Genomic DNA, 19,457 nt, shown 5'->3' with positions numbered 1-19,457 from the left:
TCACAAAACCGCTTTCGGGTAGGAGCCCAGCACCTTGAGTGCCACGGCTTCCTGACTGATTTTCTCCAGCACACTCTTGACCAGCGGATCACGGTGGTGACCGACGAAGTCGATAAAGAACACATAGGTCCATTTACCGCTGCGCGAAGGACGCGTCTCGATGCGTGTCAGGTCTATCCCGTTGTCGTGGAACGGCACCAGCAGTTCATGCAGCGCACCCGGCTTGTTGCTCATGGAGACAATGATCGAGGTCTTGTCGTCGCCGGTCGGCGGTACTTCCTGGTTGCCGATCATCAAAAAGCGCGTGGAGTTATCCGGGCGATCCTCGATTTTCTCGGCCAGGCGCGTCAGGCCGTACAGGCCCGCAGCCATATCCCCGGCAATCGCCGCCGAATTCCACTCACCCTTGACCCGCTTGGCCGCTTCGGCGTTGCTGGACACCGCCACACGCTCGACATTCGGGTAATGGGCATCCAGCCACTTGCGGCACTGGGCCAGGGACTGGGCGTGGGAGTAAATGCGGCTGATGCTGTCGGTCTTGGTGTTTTCACCCACCAGCAAGTGGTGGTGGATGCGCAGCTCGACTTCGCCACAGATCACCATGTCGTGCTCAAGGAAGCTGTCGAGGGTGTGATTGACCGCGCCTTCGGTGGAGTTTTCCACCGGCACCACGCCAAAATTCACCGCACCGGCCGCCACTTCGCGGAACACTTCGTCGATGGCTGCCATCGGCTTGCTGATCACCGCATGGCCGAAATGCTTCATCGCCGCCGCCTGGGTGAAGGTCCCCTCGGGGCCGAGGTAAGCCACTTTCAATGGCTGCTCAAGGGCCAGGCACGAAGACATGATCTCGCGGAACAACCGCGCCATCTCTTCATTGCCCAGCGGCCCCTGGTTACGCTCCATCACCCGTTTGAGCACCTGGGCTTCGCGCTCCGGACGGTAGAACACCGGCACTTCACCTTCAGCCAGGGAGGCCATCTTGACCCGCGCCACTTCCTGGGCACACCGCGCACGCTCACTGATCAGCTCCAGGACTTTGGTGTCCAGGGCGTCAATGCGCACACGCAGGGCCTTGAGTTCTTGCTCAGACATTAGCCGTGTTCCTTCTCGAACTCTGCCATGTAGGCTACCAGCGCCTTGATGGCATTGATGTCGACTGCGTTGTAGATCGAGGCGCGCATGCCGCCTACCGAACGATGGCCCTTGAGGTTCAGCAGGCCACGCTCGTCGGCGCCGGCCAGAAATGGCTTGTCCAGGCGGTCATCGGCCAGGCGGAAAGGCACGTTCATCCACGAGCGGTCGCTCAGGTTGATCGGGTTGCTGTACAGGCCGCTGGCGTCGATGAAGTCGTACAGGGTGCGCTTCTTCTCTTCGTTGAGCTTGCCCATGGCGGCCACGCCGCCCTGCTCTTTGAGCCACTCGAACACCAGGCCCGACAGGTACCAGGCAAAGGCTGGCGGGGTGTTGTACATCGAGCCGTTGTCGGCCGCGACTTTGTAGTTGAGCATGGTCGGGCACACCGAACGGGCACGGCCGAGCAGGTCTTCACGAATGATATTGACCAGGATGCCGCTGGGGCCAATGTTCTTCTGTGCGCCGGCGTAGATCATGCCGTAGCGCGACACATCCATCGGGCGCGAGAGAATGTCCGAGGACATGTCGCACACCAACGGGACGTCACCGACTTCAGGCACCCAGTCGAACTCCAGGCCGCCGATGGTTTCGTTCTGCACGTAGTGAACGTAGGACGCGTCCTTGGATAGCTTCCACTCGTTCTGACCCGGGATAGCGAAATAATCGTAGGGCTTGGCAGTACCGGCCACATTGATATTGCCGTAGCGCGAGGCTTCTTCAATGGCTTTTTGCGACCAGATACCGGTATCGATATAGTCGGCAGTGCCGTCTTCCGGCAGCAGGTTCAGCGGCAATTGGGCAAATTGCTGGCTGGCGCCACCTTGCAGGAACAACACCTTGTAGTCCGACGGGATATCCAGCAGGTCACGCAGATCCTGCTCGGCCTTGGTGGCAATGGACACAAACTCATCGCTGCGATGGCTCATTTCCATGACCGAGAGGCCTTTGCCATGCCAGTCGAGGAGTTCACCCTGCGCGCGCTGCAGGACTGCTTCAGGAAGTGCCGCGGGACCAGCACAGAAGTTATAGGCTCTCTTGCTCACATCCAATCTCGCTCTGATCTGGTGGTCACATAATTCGTGTTCGACATATAACCCCATGTGGGAGCGGGCTTGCTCGCGAAGGCGGAGTCTCAGCCAGCACATGTGTTGACTGACACGCCGCCTTCGCGAGCAAGCCCGCTCCCACAGGGGAATGCGCAGTATCGCAAATTTTCAAAAGGGACAAATAACAAGGGGGCGAATCTTCATCCGCCCCCTTGGTTGTCCGCTTATTCCTGCGGTTCTTCCTCGTCTGCGGCAGCATCGAGGGTTGGCTCGTCGACGCTGTCATCGCCGGCTGCGATCACCTCGCCATCAAACTCCTCGCCTTCCAGCTCCTCGCCTTCGACTTCCGATGGCTCCTGGACACGCTCCAGACCCACCAGGGTCTCGTCGCTGGCCAGCTTGATCAAGGTCACGCCCTGGGTGTTACGGCCCAGGCTCGACACTTCATCAACCCGGGTACGCACCAGGGTGCCCTGGTCGGAAATCAGCATGATTTCCTCGCCATCCAGCACCTGCACCGCGCCGACCAGACGGCCGTTGCGATCGTTGCTGACCATGGCGATAACGCCCTGGCCGCCACGCTTGTACTCGGGAAACTCGCTGATGGCGGTGCGCTTGCCATAACCACGAGCCGAAGCGGTAAGGATCTGGCTGCCTTCTTCCGGGATCAGCATGGAAATCAGCTTCTGCCCTTCCGGCAGGCGCATGCCGCGCACACCACGGGCGGTACGACCCATGGCACGTACGTCGGATTCCTTGAAGCGCGTCACCTTGCCACCGTCGGAGAACAGCATGACTTCGCGCTCGCCATCGGTAATGGCGGCGGAAATCAGTACGTCGCCCTCGTCCAGCTCCAGGGCGATCAGGCCCACGCTGCGCTGGCGGCTGAAGGATTCCAGCGGGGTCTTCTTCACGGTGCCTTTGGCGGTGGCCATGAAGATGAAGTGACCCTCGGTGTATTCCTCGACCGGCAGCATGGTGGTGATGTATTCGTCGGTGTCCAGCGGCAACAGGTTGACCAGCGGACGACCACGGGCAGCGCGGGACGCTTCCGGGATCTCGTAGGTCTTGAGCCAGTACACCTTGCCTTTGCTGGAGAACAGCAGCAGCGTGGTGTGGCTGTTGGCTACCAGCAGGTGAGCGATGTAGTCCTCATCCTTGACGCCAGTCGCCGACTTGCCTTTACCACCACGACGCTGGGCCTGGTACGCAGCCAAAGGCTGGGTCTTGGCGTAGCCGCCGTGGGAAATGGTCACCACGCGCTCTTCTTCCGGGATCATGTCACCCAGGGTCAGGTCCAGGCGTGCATCGAGAATTTCGGTGCGGCGCACGTCGCCGTATTCGGCGCGGATCACTTCCAGTTCTTCGCGGATCACTTCCATCAGGCGCACGGCGCTATTGAGGATGCGGATCAGCTCGCCGATCTGGTTGAGGATCTCCTGGTACTCGGCCAGCAGCTTCTCGTGCTCCAGACCGGTCAGGCGGTGCAGGCGCAGTTCCAGGATGGCCTGGGCCTGTTCCGGCGACAGGAAGTACTTGCCATCGCGCAGGCCGTATTGCGGATCCAGGGTCTCCGGACGGCACGAATCGGCACCGGCACGTTCAACCATCGCCACGACGGCGCTGGATTCCCACGGCATCTTGATCAGTGCTTCCTTGGCTTCCGACGGGGTCGGCGAGGCCTTGATCAGGGCGATGACCGGGTCGATGTTCGACAGCGCAACCGCCTGGCCTTCCAGGATGTGCCCACGTTCACGGGCCTTGCGCAGCTCGAACACGGTACGGCGGGTCACCACTTCGCGACGGTGACGGACGAAGGCTTCCAGCAGATCCTTGAGGTTCAGGATGCGCGGGCGACCGTCGATCAAGGCCACGACGTTGATACCAAACACGCTTTGCAGCTGGGTCTGGGCGTAGAGGTTGTTGAGGATCACCTCAGGCACTTCGCCACGACGCAGCTCGATCACCACGCGCATACCGTCTTTGTCCGACTCGTCGCGCAGCTCGGTAATACCTTCGAGTTTCTTCTCTTTAACCAGCTCGGCGATCTTCTCGATCAGACGCGCCTTGTTCAGCTGGTAAGGCAGTTCGGTGATGACGATCTGCTGGCGGCCACCGACCTTGTCGATGTCTTCGATCATCGAGCGCGCGCGCATGTAGATGCGGCCACGACCGGTGCGATAGGCTTCGATGATGCCGGCACGACCATTGATGATCGCGGCGGTCGGGAAGTCCGGGCCGGGGATGTACTGCATCAGCTCATCGACGGTCAGCTCAGGGTTGTCGATGAGGGCCAGGCAACCGTCGATGACTTCACCGAGGTTGTGTGGCGGGATGTTGGTGGCCATGCCCACGGCGATACCGCTGGAGCCGTTGACCAACAGGTTGGGAATACGGGTCGGCATGACCGCCGGGATCATTTCGGTGCCGTCGTAGTTCGGCACCCAGTCCACGGTTTCCTTGTGCAGGTCGGCCAGCAGCTCGTGTGCCAGCTTGGTCATGCGCACTTCGGTGTATCGCATGGCCGCCGCGTTGTCGCCGTCCACCGAACCGAAGTTGCCCTGGCCGTCTACCAGCAGGTAGCGCAGGGAAAACGGCTGGGCCATCCGAACGATGGTGTCGTACACCGCAGTGTCGCCGTGAGGGTGATACTTACCGATCACGTCACCGACAACACGGGCAGATTTCTTGTACGGCTTGTTCCAGTCGTTACCCAGCTCGCTCATCGCGAACAGCACACGCCGGTGCACGGGCTTCAAGCCATCGCGCGCATCAGGCAGTGCCCGCCCGACAATTACGCTCATCGCGTAGTCGAGGTAGGACTGTTTCAGCTCGTCTTCGATATTGACCGGGAGGATTTCTTTGGCCAGTTCGCCCATGAGAAGCCTGATTCCTTTTTCGGGTGAAACCTCGTCACATCCATTTGGGACGAACGAAGCTCGCCGCCGCCGACATGATGCCTGGCAACGACTTACGACAAATCAACGAGTTATGACACGGATCTGCGCATTAAGGGCCGCCCCTTGGGGTGACCCTGGAAACCGCCGAATGGTATCACAATCGCCGCCACGCACCTATCCCCCAGATGCGCATGGAGCGTAGTAAGTTGACCGATGACAGGCTTGAGGGCGACGAGAGGGGCTCAGAGCTGAATCTAGGCTTGGATTTGCCTATGGAACCGAGGGTTTTGTTGGCTTTCGAAGCCCATCGCGGGCAAGCCCACTCCCACAGTTGATTTGCAAATGCATTCAACGTGTGGAACCACGCGTGCCCGAGATTGCAATCTGCCAGATATTACAGCCCTTAATGCAGACGCTTGCGACACATCAACTGGGCCAGCTTGGCCGCGTCCGGCCGCTCGACAATGCCTTTTTCGGTGACGATCACGTCGATCAGGTCCGCCGGCGTGACGTCAAACACCGGGTTAAAGGCTGCGACATCGGCAGCAAACCGCTGCCCGGCGACCTCCAGCAGCTCGCCGGCATCCCGCTCTTCCAGGGCAACGTCATCGCCAGTGGCCATCATCAGGTCCAGCGTAGAGCTGGGGGCCACTACCATGAAGCGCACACCATGGTGCATGGCGCTTACCGCCAGTTGGTAAGTGCCGATCTTGCTGATCACATCGCCATTGGCCGCAATGCAGTCGGCGCCAACAATTACCCAGGTCACGCCTTTGGTCTTGAGGATATGCGCGCCGGCCGAGTCGGCATTCACCGTAACCGGGATGCCCTCGCTCGCCAGCTCCCAGGCAGTCAGCCGCGAGCCTTGCAGCCAGGGGCGGGTTTCGTTGGCATAGACTTGCTCGACCATTCCTTCCAGAAACGCCGCGCGGATCACCCCCAGCGCCGTGCCCACGCCACCGCTAGCCAAGGCCCCGGCATTGCCGTGGGTGAGGATGGCCTGGGCATTGCCCTGGTGTTTGCGGATCAATTCGACGCCCAATTGCGCCATGGTCAGGTTGGCTTCACGGTCGCTTTCATGGATCGCGATAGCTTCGGCCTCCAGCACCGCCAACGGGTCGGCGTGCTTCTTGAGGCGGTCGAGGCGATCGCGCATGCGCTTGAGGGCCCAGAACAGGTTTGACGCTGTGGGCCGGGATTCGGCCAGCAGCGCGTAGTCCTCCTCCCATGCAGCCTGCCAGTCACCGCCCTCGGCAATCCGTGCACGGGCAGCCAGCACCAGGCCGTAGGCCGCGCTGATGCCAATGGCCGGCGCGCCGCGCACCACCATCATGCGAATGGCTGCGGCCACTTCGTCGACCGACGAGCATATGACCCAGCTTTCCCGGGACGGCAGCGCACGCTGATCGAGCAGGTGCAGTGCGCCATCACGCCAATCGATGGCCCTCACTTTCTCCGCCGCCAACAGTCGATCGCGCATCCCTCACCCCGTACTCATCAACAAAAGCCGCGGATTATAGCGATCCGCCAGCCAGGACGCTCGGGTATACTTCGCCCTCTTTATATGACCGCCCCGGACGATGCCCGCTATGACGCCACCTGCCGCCCCGCTCGACTTACTGCTGCTGCCAAGCTGGCTGGTACCGGTCGAGCCTGCGGGCGTGGTGCTCAAGGCACATGGCCTGGGCATTCGCGATGGCCGCATCGCATTTATCGGCCCGCGCGCCCAGGCGCTGAAGCTGGCAGCCCACGAAGTACGCGAGCTGCCGGGGGTGCTGCTCAGCCCGGGCCTGGTGAATGCCCACGGCCATGCGGCGATGAGTCTGTTTCGCGGCCTGGCCGACGACCTGCCGCTGATGACCTGGCTGCAACACCATATCTGGCCGGCCGAAGCCAAGTGGGTCGATGAAGCCTTCGTGCGCGACGGCACTGATCTGGCGATCGCCGAGCAGATCAAGGGCGGCATCAGTTGCTTCTCAGACATGTACTTCTTCCCCAAGGTCGCCAGCGAACGCGTGCACAACAGCGGTATGCGCGCGCAGATTGCGATGCCGATCCTCGACTTCCCGATCCCCGGCGCCGCCACCGCCGATGAGGCGATCCGCCAGGGCGTGGAGTTGTTTGGCGACCTCAAGCATCACCCACGGATCAAAATCGCCTTTGGCCCCCATGCGCCCTATACCGTCAGCGATGCGAACCTGGAAAAAGTCCGGGTGATCGCCGAGGAGCTGGACGCCGCCATTCATATGCATGTCCACGAGACGGCCTTTGAAGTGCAGCAGTCCATCGAGCAGTATGGCGAACGGCCCCTGGCCCGCCTCGCACGCCTGGGCTTGCTCGGCCCACGGCTGCAGGCCGTTCATATGACCCAAATCAGCGAAGACGACCTGGCGTTGCTGGTAGAAAGCAACAGCAGCGTGATCCACTGCCCGGAATCCAACCTGAAACTGGCCAGTGGCTTCTGCCCGGTGGAACGTCTGTGGCAGGCCGGCGTCAATGTGGCAGTAGGCACCGACGGCGCGGCAAGCAACAATGACCTCGACCTGCTGGGTGAAACCCGCACCGCCGCGCTGCTGGCCAAGGCCGTTGCTGGCTCGGCCAGCGCCCTGGATGCCCATCGCGCGCTGCGCATGGCCACCCTCAACGGTGCACGGGCCATGGGCCTGGAAACAGAAATCGGCTCGCTGGAAGTGGGCAAGGCCGCGGATATCGTAGCCTTCGACCTTTCTGGCCTGGCCCAGCAACCGATCTACGATCCGGTCTCGCAGCTTATATATGCCACCGGCCGCGATTGTGTGAAACACCTTTGGGTCGGCGGCAAGCAACTGCTCGACGACCGGCAACTGACCCGCATGGATGAACAGCAACTGAGCGCCACGGCCGCTGCCTGGGGCCGGCGCATCAGCGGACACCCAGAATAACGCCGCCCCGGATCAGCCTTCCGGGCCAGGCACACCGTTTTATCGGATTTAGAGGACTACCCATGAGTAACGTCGACCACGCCGAAATCGCCAAATTCGAAGCCCTGGCTCACCGTTGGTGGGACCGCGAAAGCGAGTTCAAGCCGCTGCACGACATCAACCCGCTGCGGGTCAACTGGATCGACGAGCGCGTCAACCTGGCCGGCAAGAAGGTCCTCGACGTGGGCTGCGGTGGCGGCATTCTCAGCGAGGCCATGGCCCAGCGCGGCGCCACGGTGATGGGCATCGACATGGGCGAAGCGCCCCTGGCCGTGGCCCAGCTGCATCAGTTGGAGTCGGGCGTGAGCGTGGAGTACCGGCAGATCACCGCCGAAGCCCTGGCCGAGGAAATGCCCGAGCAGTTTGACGTAGTGACCTGCCTGGAGATGCTGGAGCACGTGCCCGACCCATCGTCGGTGATCCGCGCCTGCTTCCGCATGGTCAAGCCCGGCGGCCAAGTGTTCTTCTCCACCATCAACCGCAACCCCAAGGCCTACCTGTTCGCGATCATCGGCGCCGAATACATCATGAAGCTGCTGCCACGCGGCACCCATGACTTCAAGAAGTTCATCCGCCCTTCCGAACTGGGCGCCTGGAGCCGCCAGGCCGGGCTGACCGTCAAGGACATCATCGGCCTGACCTACAACCCACTGACCAAGCACTACAAGCTGGCCAGCGACGTCGACGTCAATTACATGATCCAGACCCTGCGAGAGGAATAAGCCTGTGAAGTTGAAAGCGGTTCTTTTCGACATGGACGGTACGCTGCTCGATACCGCGCCGGACTTTATCGCCATCTGCCAGGCCATGCGCACCGAGCGCGGGCTTGCGCCGATCAACGACCAGCATATCCGCGATGAAATTTCCGGCGGTGCCCGGGCCATGGTCGCCGTGACGTTTTCCATGGACCCGCAGTCCCCAGGCTTTGAAGAGCTGCGCCTGGAGTTCCTCGAACGCTACGTCAAGGGCTGCGCAATCCACAGCAAGTTGTTTGATGGCATGGCCGAACTGCTGGAAGACATCGAGCGTTCCAAGCTGATCTGGGGCGTAGTCACCAACAAGCCCCTGCGCTTTGCCGAGCCGATCATGGAACAACTGGGCCTGGCCCAGCGCTCGGCGCTGCTGATATGCCCGGACCACGTAAAGAACAGCAAGCCCGACCCGGAGCCGCTGATCCTGGCCTGCAAGATGCTTGACCTGGACCCGGCCAGCGTACTGTTCGTGGGCGACGACCTGCGGGATATCGAGTCGGGCCGCGACGCCGGCACCCGTACTGCGGCCGTCACCTACGGCTACATCCACCCTGACGACAACGCCCGCAACTGGGGCGCCGACGTCGTGGTCGATCACCCGCTGGAACTGCGCAAGGTGCTCGATAGCGCACTCTGCAGCTGCTGACACTGAAACACTGAGATCAATGTGGGAGGTGGCTTGCCAGCGATAGCAGTGAATCAGTTGCCGATTTATTGACTGACACTGTGCTATCGCGAGCAAGCCCGCCCCACATTCAGACTGAATTTTTGTTGAGGTCGATTATGTTTGATTACTCCGCACGCCCAGAATTGCTCAAGGACCGCGTCATCCTGGTCACCGGTGCCGGTCGCGGGATTGGTGCAGCGGCGGCCAAGACCTATGCCGCCCACGGTGCCACCGTACTGTTGCTGGGCAAGACCGAAGCCAACCTGGCCCAGGTCTACGATGAAATCGAAGCCGCCGGTCACCCGCAACCGGTGGTGATCCCGTTCAACCTGGAAACCGCCCTGCCCCATCAATACGATGAGCTGGCGGCAATGATTGAAAAAGAATTCGGTCATCTCGACGGGCTGCTGCACAACGCCTCGATCATCGGCCCACGCACCCCGATCGAACAGCTGTCGGGCGAGAATTTCATGCGGGTCATGCATATCAACGTCAACGCCATGTTTATGCTGACCGCCACCCTGCTGCCGCTGCTCAAGCTGTCCCAGGACGCTTCGGTGGTGTTCACCTCCAGCAGCGTCGGGCGCAAGGGCCGGGCCTACTGGGGCGCCTATGGTGTGTCGAAATTTGCCACCGAAGGCCTGATGCAAACCCTGGCCGACGAACTCGACACCGTCGCGGCAGTACGTGCCAACAGCATCAACCCCGGCGCCACCCGCACCAGCATGCGCGCCCAGGCCTATCCAGGGGAAAACCCGGCCAACAACCCGCTGCCGGAAGAGATCATGCCGGTGTACCTGTACCTGATGGGCCCGGATAGCTCGGGGATCACTGGGCAGGCGTTCGACGCGCAATAATCTTCGGACATGACACCACGCCATTGTGGGAGCGGGCTTGCCCGCGATGGCGCAGTGTCGGGCTCAATGGGCCTGCGCCAAATTCCCACCGCTCCCTTTCCTCAATAAATCCCATCCCCTTGTTTTATAAGCACTAAAAACTAATTGCACTAACTGGCACGGTTTTCGCTCCAATATGCTTAAGCAGGCAGCGCGACATCAAGACGTGCGGCATGGGATCAGGGGTTATAACCCCCGGCAAAGCGGACTAGACTGTTACCTAAGTTTTACGGAACTGAAGGAACAGTAAGACGCCCGCCAGTGGCCGCTCCCATCGAGCCTGTAAGACAGCATTCTGTGCTTAGAGGCCTGCCCGTTTATGAAAACACCGACCCAGACCAACGCAATTGACTTCGATAGTGCCAAATTGCAACGCCTGGGCTTTGGCCAGCCTTCCCTTATCGCACGGCGCCCCATCAGCCTCGCGCAACTGCGCCAGCAGCTGAACCTGCAATTGCAGACCAGCCTGGAAGCCGAGCGGATCCTTGGCCTGTTCTTTCGCGAAGTGCAGCGCCTGGTGCCCCTGGACGCCCTGCAATACCGCCATGAAGCCAGCGACCTGCGCCTGGAATATGGCCAGCGCGGCCATCACTCCGTGAGCTATAGCCTCAGCCACCAGGGCGAGCATCTGGGAGAGCTGGTGTTTCGCCGCAACCAGCGTTTCAGCGAAGAAGAACAGGGCAACCTGGAGTCGCTGCTGGCCAGCCTGCTCTACCCGATGCGCAACGCCCTGCTGTATCGCACCGCGACCCGCAGCGCCCTGCGTGACCCGCTGACCGAGACCGGCAACCGCATCGCCATGGACCAGACCCTGGGCCGGGAGATCGAGATGGCCAAGCGGCACCTGCATCCGCTGTCCTTGCTGATGCTCGATATCGATCACTTCAAGCGCATCAACGACAGCCACGGCCACGCCACCGGCGACAAGGTGCTCAAGGCCGTGGCAGCCTCGATCAAGGGCCAGTTGCGCAATGTGGACATGGTGTTTCGGTTTGGCGGGGAAGAGTTCCTGATCCTGCTGTCCAACACCGGGCGCGATGCCGCGGCCATGGTGGGCGAACGCCTGCGCCAGGCAGCACAGGCCCAGGACTACTGGGCGGACACCACGCGTATCGAATTGACGGTGAGCCTGGGTTGCGCGACCTTGCTGGCGGGCGAGTCGGCCGAGAGCCTGCTGCGCCGGGCCGACAATGCCTTGTATGTGGCCAAGCGCGAAGGCCGCAACCGCCTGGCAATGGCGGGGTAAACGCTACCCCGCCCTGCCTGGGTCAGGCTTCGCTGGTCGCCAATACCTGGCGCTCGCGGGTCACTGGCGTTTTCTCCAACTGCATGCAGCGTTCCAGGAACAGGTACATGTAGTCGTAGCTCTTGCACACGGCCTGGCGCAACTCCACTTGCAACGCCTTGCTCGGGTTCATCCCCGCCAGGGTGCAGATGATTTCCAGTGCTTCCCACGGGTGGGCGTCATCGTACTGGGCATGCATCTTCAGCCACTTCATGGCGCGCTTGCGATCTTCTTCGGGGAACGCTGCGGCATACACGCCCGTCGAACACACCAGCGCAGACCACTCCCCAGTGGCCCCCTCGATGGCGTAGTTGGTGGCGGCAATCGCGACGATCAACGAGTCGGCCGAACTGGTGTGCCAGCACCAATGACTCAGTGCATGCAACTCGGGCGGTACGTTCTGCGCCTGCAACTCTTCCAGGCCAACACCATGGGCGCGCGCCCAATGCACCCAATAATCGGCATGGTTCAGTTCCACGCGAATATTGCGCATCAACCAACGTCGCGCCATATCCTCGCCAGGGTGACGGGCAAACTTGGTCTTGGTCAGGTTTTGTGCCATGTACAACGCGAACTGTTCCACCACTGGCCAGCCACCAATCAGGTAATGGCGCATGGTCTTGGCACTGAGCTTGTTATCGCGCATGCGCTGGTACAGTTCGTGTTCGACAACTCGGCGCTTGCTCTCGCTACAGTCCTGGATCAGTTGCTGAGCCCAGGCGGGGTAACTTGAGGCTTCCATAAGCGGGCCGGTTCTGCTGAATGTGTCGATCACTGTCGGGCTCCTTTTGATGTGTGATGTGTACAGACCAGCAGATGTTTCAGCGGAACGTGCCGGGCGCCCTGAACAACAGAGGCTGCGGGCGCGCAGGTCGACACTGCAAACTATCGAAGGTAAACAATTGCGGGCGTTCAATCAGGTAGCCCTGAGCGTAGTCCACGCCGATCTCGAGCAATGCCTGCTCGATGTGCGGCGTTTCGACAAACTCGGCAATAGTGCGCTTACCCATGACATGGCCGATGTGGTTGATCACTTCGACCATGGCGCGGTTAATCGGGTCGTCCAGCATATCCTTTACGAAACTTCCATCGATCTTCAGGAAGTCTACAGGTAAATGTTTGAGGTAGGCGAATGAGGACATCCCCGCACAAAAGTCATCCAGGGAGAAGCAACAACCCAAGGCCTTGAGCTCATTGATAAAACGAATCGCGCTGCCCAGGTTGGAAATTGCACTGGTTTCAGTGATTTCAAAACAGATCATCCCCGGCGGAATGCCGTAGGCGCTGAACTTTTCCCGCAAAAAGCGCAGGAAGTCGTCATCGCCGATGGTGATGCCCGACAGGTTGATCGCACACATCGCCATGGGCCTGCCCGGTCGCTCGACCATGCAGCGGGCAATCAGCTTGAACACGTTCTCCACCACCCAGCGGTCCAGGGAGGTCATCAACCCATAACGCTCGGCGGCCGGGATAAAGCTGTCGGGCAAGATCATCCGCCCGGCCTCATCGTGCAGGCGCAGCAGAATCTCGATATGCCCGTTGCCCGCCTCGGTGTGGCCCAAGGGGGTGATTTCCTGGGCATATAGGCAAAAACGGTCCTCTTCCAGGGCCATGTGCAAGCGTTGGATCCAGGCCATTTCGCCAAAACGCAGGGACAATTCGGTGTCATCGGCGTGATAGACCTGCACCCGGTTGCGTCCCTTCTCCTTGGCCATGTAGCAGGCCATATCGGCAGCACGCAACGAAGTTTCCAGGGTGGTCGGGGTGTGGGTGATATGCACCAGGCCGATACTGACCGTGGTGACAAACGGTCGGCCTTTCCAGACGAAGTGCAGGTTTTGCACGGTGTGACGCAGGCTCTCGGCGATTTTCTCGGCCACCGGCGCCGGGCAGTTCTCCAGCAGAATGCCAAACTCATCACCGCCCAGGCGGGCCAGGGTATCGCCTTCGCGCAGGTCCGATTGCAGCAGGGCGCAGATATGCCGCAGCAATTCATCGCCTGCCGCATGGCCACAGGTGTCGTTGACCAGTTTGAACTGGTCCAGGTCGAGGAACATCAAGGCATGCCGCGCCGACTGCTGGCGCCCGATGCCGTGTAGCACCTGCTCCAGGCGATACTCAAATTCGCGCCGGTTGGCCAGCCCGGTCAATGCATCATGGGTCGCCTGCCAGGACAGATTGGCGATGTATTGGCGCTCCTGGGTCATGTCGTGCAACACCAGCACCGCCCCGCTGACCTTGCCAGCACTGCGGATCGGTGCGCCCACCAGGGTCACGGACACGGTACTGCCATCCAGGCGCTGGATCAGCTTGGAGTGCTCGCTGCCACCACTGAGTTGGCCGTCAAGAATGTGATCGATCAGGGTAAACCCATCGGCCTGGGCGTGTTCATCCAGCAGATTGAACAGCGCGGCCAACGGCAAGCCCTGGGCCTGGGCCGCGTTCCAGTGGGTCAGGGATTCCGCCGCCGGGTTCATATAGGCGATCGCCCCGTCGACGTCGGTGGTGATCACCCCATCGCCAATGGACTCCAGGGTGATCTGCGCCCGCTCCCTCTCCAGTTGCAAGGCATCAGCAAACGCGTGCCGCTGGGCCAAGAGCTTGCGGGTGCGCAGCAACGCCAGGGCGATCAGGCCGAGGGCGGTGGCCAGGTTGGTGGTCACCAGCAGGCGCAGAATCATCCTGGAGCCTTCGCCCAGGGCATCGCTGAAGGCCTTGGCCGCCGGTGTCACGCCATCGTTGATGGCGATAATCCGCTCTTTCCAGGCATGGATATCGGCGCTGCTGACCTGATTGGCAATGATCCCCCTGTGCATCTCCTGCGCCAGGTCATCGAGTTGCACCAGGTAGCCATCACCGATGGTCCACAGCTCGATGGCTTTTTCCAGGTAGCTGAAATGGCGAAAGTTGAGATAGAGCCAGATCAGGCTCGCCACATCATCTGGATGGTTACCGCCCTTGAGAATCCCCAGGCGCGCCGCCGCGAGGTCAGGGCTGGGGCGATCCAGGGCAACCCGCAACTCGTGCCCGCCCTGGGGCACCGCAATCGCATTCTGGTATTTGAGAAAGGTCGCCTGGTCGCGGTTGTCGGCGTATAGCGTCAGATAGTAGATGGCGTCTTTCTGGCCCTTGGACCACAGGCTCTCGCCCGCCACATAGCCGCGCACGGCCGACAGCATGTAGAGGCTGACGCAGCCCAGCAGTGCCTGAAACAGGACGACGGCAATAAAGGGCCAGACAATGCCCAGCAACCTTGGTGTTCCGAGAGTTCGCTCCTGCTTCATGAGGTCCCTTGCATCAGCACAGGCGAGTAAAAACTGCTCCTGACAGCACAGCCGAGGCCAAACGCGATCCCTCCAGGATCGGATACGGGATCGATTCAGCGAACTTGTTGCAAGTGTCCATAAAGCTTGGCGTACAAGCCGCCATCGGCTATCAGTTGCTGGTGGTCGCCATCTTCGGCAATGTGTCCACCGTCAAACACCAATACCCTATCAGCCTGCTTCACCGCCGACAAACGGTGAGCAATGATCAGTGTAGTACGCCCACTGAGAAACCGCGCCAGCGCCTGGTGCAGGTTGTATTCGGTGGCCGCATCCAGGGCCGAGGTGGCTTCGTCGAGGATCACCACCTTTGGCTCGGCCAGTACCATTCGGGCAATCGCCAGGCGTTGGCGCTGGCCACCGGACAAGCGCACGCCAGAGCGCCCGACAATACTGTCCAGGCCCTGGGGCAACCCTTTGACCGTAGCCTCCAGCTGGGCGATTTCTAGGGCCTGCCAACAGGCCTGGTCGCTGCGTTCGCGGCCCATGGTCAGGTTGGCGCGCACGGTATCGTTGAACAGTGCCGGGTGCTGCAGCACCACCGCGACATGCTCGCGGATGGTTTCCAGGCCAATAGCCTGCTGGGTCGCGCCGCCGAAGCGGATCGTGCCTGCCTGCGGGGTGTAGAGCCCCAACAGCAGTTGCACCAGGGTGCTTTTACCGCCGCCACTGGCGCCGACAATCGCCACCTTCTCGCCGGGAGCGATGGCCAGGTTCAGTTGGTTGAGCACCAGGTCTTCGCCGTAGCCAAAGTCCAGGCCCCGCACCTCGATACCCACGGTTTCGCGCCCGGTAAACGGATCCTCGCCCCCGGCATATTGCGGCTCGTCGGCGCGGGCCAGCAGTTCGTTGATGCGCGTCAGCGCGCCACCGGCAGCGTAGTAGGCGTATTGCAGGTTCAGCAGTTGCTCCACCGGGCCGATCATGAACCACAGGTAGCTGAACACCGCGAGCATCTGGCCGATGGACAGGTCGGAAAACAGCACGGTGAGCATTGCCGCCGCGCGAAAGATGTCGATACCAAACTGGAACAGCAGGCCACTGGCGCGGCTGGAGGCGTCGCTTTTCCATTGGGAGTTGATGGCAAAGTCGCGCACTTCCTGGGCACGCTGCCCCAGGCGCCCGAGGAAAAAGCCCTGGCGATTGCCGGCGCGCACTTCCTGGATCGCATCCAGGGTTTCCGTCAGCGCCTGGGTAAACCGCGAGGTGCTGTCGTTTTCCAGCTTCTTCAGGTGCTTGACCCGCTTGCCCAACTGCACCGTGGCATAGATCACCAACGGGTTGAACAGCAGGATCAACAGCGCCAGCTTCCAGTGCATCCACATCAGGATCCCGGAGGTGCCGACCAGGGTCAACGTGGCCACCAGGAACCGGCTCAAGGTTTCACCGACAAACTTGTCCACCGTGTCCAGGTCGGTGACCAGGTGCGTGGTCACGGTGCCGCCGCCCAGGCTTTCGTATTCGCTCAGGGAGATACGCTTGAGCCGTTCGATCAACCGCACACGGATGCGATAGACAATGTCCTTGGCCAGCCCGGCAAACAGGCGCGCCTGGACCACGTTGAACACCAGCGCCGCGCAACGCAGCACCAGGGTGATCAGCAGCATCAGGCCGATATAGCCGGCGGCCTGCTGCCAGGCTGCTGGCAACGCATGGTTCATCACTTTCAACGCGCCATCGCCATTGCCCAGCAGCACCTCGTCCACCAGCAGAGGCAGGAGCAAGGGAATCGGCACGCTGCACAGGGTCGCCAGAACGGCGACACCATTGGCGATCCACAGGGCTTTTTTATGGCGCAGGGCCAGGCGGCGGATTTCTGCCCAGGTCAGCCGATCAACCCGTGGCGTTGGCTGATCATGCACAGGCAGCTCGCTCCAGCCAGCGACCGAGCAAAGGTGCGAGCTCGGACAGCGGCTGGTAGCCGTTGGTCAACAAGGCCAACTGGCCATTGCGCTCGGCCAGCAAGGTGGGGAAGCCGGCAATGCCCAGATCCTGCACCCAGGTAAAATCGGCGGCCGTGGCTGCATGCTGCTCGGCACGGTCAAAGGCCTCGGCAAACTCGATACGCGGCACCCCGGCGGTCTCGGCCAGTTCCACCAGCACACTGGCGCGGGTCACATCGCGGCCCTCGACATAAAACGCCTGCTGGATCAGCCCGAGCAAGGTCCAGGCGCAATCCGGCGCCAGGCCGCGCGCGGTGACCAGGGCCCGGCAGGCCGGCTCCGTGTCATACACAAAGCCATCAGGCAAGGCGCCCTCCAGGCGGAACGGCTGGCCAGTGGCTTCAGTCACCGCCTGCCAGTGCTCCAGGATATAGCGCCGGGTGGCCGGCTCCAGCGCCGCGCCACTGCCGGTGCGCAAGCCGCCCACCACCAGGTGCAACTCCACGCCCGCTGCCTGGGCCTGCTCAACCAGGGCCTTGGCCACCGGGGCAAAACCCCAGCACCAGGAACACATCGGGTCCATCACATAGAGCAGGCGCGCAGACATGGTTCAAGCCTCGGTGGATGATTGCTTGTAGTTGTAACCAATCGGGTGCGGCATGTTGCGGGCCTTGGCCAGCTCGATCTGCTTCTGACGGTCGATCGCACTGCGACGGGTCTTCTCGGACAGCTTATCCCAGCAGTGCGGGCAACTGATGCCGGCCACGTAATGCTCGGATGCGCGGTCCTCTACGCTAACCGGAGTACGGCAGGCATGACATTGATCGTAGTCACCTTCGCTCAAGTCGTGGCGCACGGTAACGCGGTTATCGAAAACAAAGCAGTCGCCCTGCCACTTGGTCTCTTCCTGGGGCACTTCTTCGAGGTATTTGAGGATGCCACCCTTGAGGTGATACACCTCATCGAAGCCCTCGCTGAGCATATAGCTCGAGGCTTTTTCACAACGAATGCCGCCGGTGCAGAACATGGCGACTTTCTTGTGCCGGGCCGGGTCGAAGTTGGCTTTGATGTAGTCGGGAAATTCGCGAAAACTCGTAGTCTTCGGGTCGATTGCGCCTTCAAAGGTGCCGATCGACACTTCATAGTCGTTACGGGTATCGATCAACAGCACTTCTGGATCGCTGATTAACGCGTTCCAGTCTTGTGGATCAACGTAGGTCCCGACTTTCTTGTTCGGGTCGACGCCTTCGACGCCCAGGGTCACGATCTCTTTTTTCAGCTTGACCTTGGTGCGGTAGAACGGCTGCTGGTCGCAGTACGACTCTTTGTGATCGATATCGACCATGCGTGGGTCGTTCTTCAGCCAGGCCATCAGGCCATCAATGCCTTCGCGGCTGCCGGAAACGGTACCGTTGATGCCTTCTTCGGCGATCAGCAAGGTGCCCTTGATGCCGTTGTCGACCATGGCCTGCAACAGCGGCTCGCGCAGGGCCACGTAATCTTCGAGGGTGACGAACTTATACAGTGCCGCCACGACGATGGGTTGTGTCATGGGTGTTCTCTCCAGGTGGCTACCCTCGTAAAGGGTGAACCGGATGCAAAAAAAACGCGCCGACTGAGCGGCGCGTTGCGGATTCTAGCAAAACATAGGCCTTTGTAGCAGCCGGATATCAGTGTTTGCTACCGCCAGCGCAGGTCGGCGAGGCCGGGGCTGCGTCGGTTTTTGCCCATTCTTCAGGCGTGTAGGTGTGCAACGCCAGCGCATGGAACTCGCTCATCAGGTCACCCAACGTGGCGTAGACCTTCTGATGGCGCTTGACCCGGTTGAGCCCCTCGAACTGCTGGCTGACCAGCACGGCCTTGAAATGCGTCTGCAATCCACGGCTGTGCATATGGCTTTCGTCCAGCACACTCAGGTGTTCCGGGCTCAGGGCGGCAAGTGCCGATTCGATACGCTGCTGCATGGTCATTGCTTACTTCTTCTTGGCGGGTGCGGCTTTGGGGGTCAGCTCGTTGGTCATGTCTTCCAACAGCTTGTTCACGACAGGTACCGCGCTTTCCAGTTTGGCCTGGGTCAGTTGGGCCGATTGCTGGGTCAGTTGCGGCATTTTCTCCAAAACTTTCTTGCCCAGTGGCGACTTGTAGAAGGCAACCAGGTCTTTGAGTTCGGCCTCGCTGAAGTTGCTGGTGTACAGCTTGACCATGTCCGGCTTGAGCTTGTTCCAGCCAATGGCCTGGTCCAGGGCGGCGTTGGCCTTGGCCTGGTAGGTGTCCAGAACGGTTTGCTTGGCGGCAGGCGCCTTGGTCTGCTCGAAGCGCTGGGCGAACATTTGTTGCACTTGCATGTACACCGGGGTGCCCAGCTTGTCTGCGTGAGCCAGGGTCAGGAAGGCTTCGGCACTGGCGTTGTGGCTGGCGGTATCGGCAAGAACCTGGCCGCTGGCACAGACCAGAGCAACCGCGGTACAGATGGCACGAAGACGAGTCATCGAGTTTCCTTTTCTAGCAGGCGAGGTAAGACCCCAAGGGCGACCATTCTGCGCCTAAAAAACGCCGGCACTCAACCCCACGCCTTGTAGGGCCTGGTTTTGCGAGGGTTTGCCCGATG

The 19,457-nt window shown here is 61.1% G+C and carries 16 protein-coding genes; 5 read left to right on the top strand and 11 right to left on the bottom strand.

Translation table 11 applies throughout. The annotated features are described in order from the left end of the window. From pheA to mtnA, 4 genes are all read right to left on the bottom strand, one after another. Positions 1–1,095 carry a prephenate dehydratase gene (pheA, locus tag HBO12_RS17235; RefSeq protein ID WP_025113086.1) on the bottom strand — a complete coding sequence of 365 codons (1,095 nt, stop codon included), beginning with the start codon at positions 1,093–1,095 and terminating at the stop codon, positions 1–3. Continuing rightward, complete coding sequence (gene serC / locus HBO12_RS17230) at positions 1,095–2,180, bottom strand: 3-phosphoserine/phosphohydroxythreonine transaminase (protein WP_169952750.1); 1,086 nt, start codon at positions 2,178–2,180, stop codon at positions 1,095–1,097. Before serC ends, pheA begins: the two co-directional genes overlap by 1 nt. Positions 2,181–2,407: 227 nt before the next feature. After that, positions 2,408–5,062, bottom strand: a complete 2,655-nt coding sequence (gyrA, locus tag HBO12_RS17225; protein WP_029298707.1) for a DNA gyrase subunit A — start codon at positions 5,060–5,062, stop codon at positions 2,408–2,410. 424 nt (positions 5,063–5,486) lie between these two features. After that, on the bottom strand, positions 5,487–6,563 hold the full coding sequence (gene mtnA / locus HBO12_RS17220) for an S-methyl-5-thioribose-1-phosphate isomerase (protein WP_169952752.1): 1,077 nt from the start codon (positions 6,561–6,563) through the stop codon (positions 5,487–5,489). A 109-nt stretch (positions 6,564–6,672) separates the two neighbouring features. On the opposite strand from mtnA, the gene HBO12_RS17215 reads away from it, so the two are divergent. The 5 genes from HBO12_RS17215 (at position 6,673) to HBO12_RS17195 (ending at position 11,604) form a co-directional block, all read left to right on the top strand. After that, positions 6,673–8,004 carry a TRZ/ATZ family hydrolase gene (locus HBO12_RS17215; protein WP_170042778.1) on the top strand — a complete coding sequence of 444 codons (1,332 nt, stop codon included), beginning with the start codon at positions 6,673–6,675 and terminating at the stop codon, positions 8,002–8,004. Positions 8,005–8,066: 62 nt separating this feature from the next. Next, entirely contained in the window at positions 8,067–8,765 is a 699-nt protein-coding gene (gene ubiG, locus HBO12_RS17210; RefSeq protein ID WP_003172645.1) for a bifunctional 2-polyprenyl-6-hydroxyphenol methylase/3-demethylubiquinol 3-O-methyltransferase UbiG, read from the top strand. 4 nt (positions 8,766–8,769) lie between these two features. Continuing rightward, positions 8,770–9,441: an N-acetylmuramic acid 6-phosphate phosphatase MupP gene (gene mupP, locus HBO12_RS17205; protein WP_169952756.1), complete on the top strand. Its 672-nt coding sequence runs from the start codon at positions 8,770–8,772 to the stop codon at positions 9,439–9,441. Between the two features lie 137 nt (positions 9,442–9,578). Beyond that, entirely contained in the window at positions 9,579–10,319 is a 741-nt protein-coding gene (locus HBO12_RS17200) for a YciK family oxidoreductase (protein WP_170042777.1), read from the top strand. Positions 10,320–10,677: 358 nt separating this feature from the next. Next, positions 10,678–11,604, top strand: a complete 927-nt coding sequence (locus HBO12_RS17195; RefSeq protein ID WP_169952758.1) for a GGDEF domain-containing protein — start codon at positions 10,678–10,680, stop codon at positions 11,602–11,604. A gap of 22 nt (positions 11,605–11,626) precedes the next feature. Here the strand turns inward: HBO12_RS17195 and HBO12_RS17190 are convergent, their stop codons facing one another. From HBO12_RS17190 to HBO12_RS17160, 7 genes are all read right to left on the bottom strand, one after another. Next, positions 11,627–12,385 carry a TenA family transcriptional regulator gene (locus HBO12_RS17190; RefSeq protein ID WP_178123756.1) on the bottom strand — a complete coding sequence of 253 codons (759 nt, stop codon included), beginning with the start codon at positions 12,383–12,385 and terminating at the stop codon, positions 11,627–11,629. A 79-nt stretch (positions 12,386–12,464) separates the two neighbouring features. Continuing rightward, positions 12,465–14,927 (bottom strand): EAL domain-containing protein, encoded by a 2,463-nt coding sequence (locus tag HBO12_RS17185; protein ID WP_170042776.1) that lies wholly within the window; start codon positions 14,925–14,927, stop codon positions 12,465–12,467. Between the two features lie 95 nt (positions 14,928–15,022). Further along, positions 15,023–16,828 (bottom strand): ATP-binding cassette domain-containing protein, encoded by a 1,806-nt coding sequence (locus HBO12_RS17180; RefSeq protein WP_170042775.1) that lies wholly within the window; start codon positions 16,826–16,828, stop codon positions 15,023–15,025. Further along, positions 16,821–17,423, bottom strand: coding sequence for a DsbA family protein (locus HBO12_RS17175; RefSeq protein WP_169952869.1), 603 nt, complete (start codon positions 17,421–17,423; stop codon positions 16,821–16,823). The genes HBO12_RS17180 and HBO12_RS17175 overlap by 8 nt, the downstream gene beginning before the upstream one ends. Before the next feature lie 36 nt (positions 17,424–17,459). Beyond that, positions 17,460–18,401, bottom strand: coding sequence for an oxygen-dependent tRNA uridine(34) hydroxylase TrhO (gene trhO, locus HBO12_RS17170; RefSeq protein WP_170042774.1), 942 nt, complete (start codon positions 18,399–18,401; stop codon positions 17,460–17,462). Positions 18,402–18,519: 118 nt separating this feature from the next. Next, positions 18,520–18,819, bottom strand: a complete 300-nt coding sequence (locus tag HBO12_RS17165; protein ID WP_115127821.1) for a BolA family protein — start codon at positions 18,817–18,819, stop codon at positions 18,520–18,522. Between the two features lie 3 nt (positions 18,820–18,822). Beyond that, the gene (locus tag HBO12_RS17160; RefSeq protein ID WP_170042773.1) at positions 18,823–19,338 is read right to left on the bottom strand and encodes a DUF2059 domain-containing protein; all 516 of its coding nucleotides are present in this window, start codon (positions 19,336–19,338) and stop codon (positions 18,823–18,825) included. Between the last annotated feature and the right edge of the window lie 119 nt (positions 19,339–19,457).

The sequence above is a fragment of the Pseudomonas sp. WS 5059 genome, from assembly GCF_012985525.1.
In the GTDB taxonomy this organism is placed as follows: Bacteria; Pseudomonadota; Gammaproteobacteria; order Pseudomonadales; family Pseudomonadaceae; genus Aquipseudomonas.
This window is presented reverse-complemented; position numbering and strand designations above follow the sequence as displayed.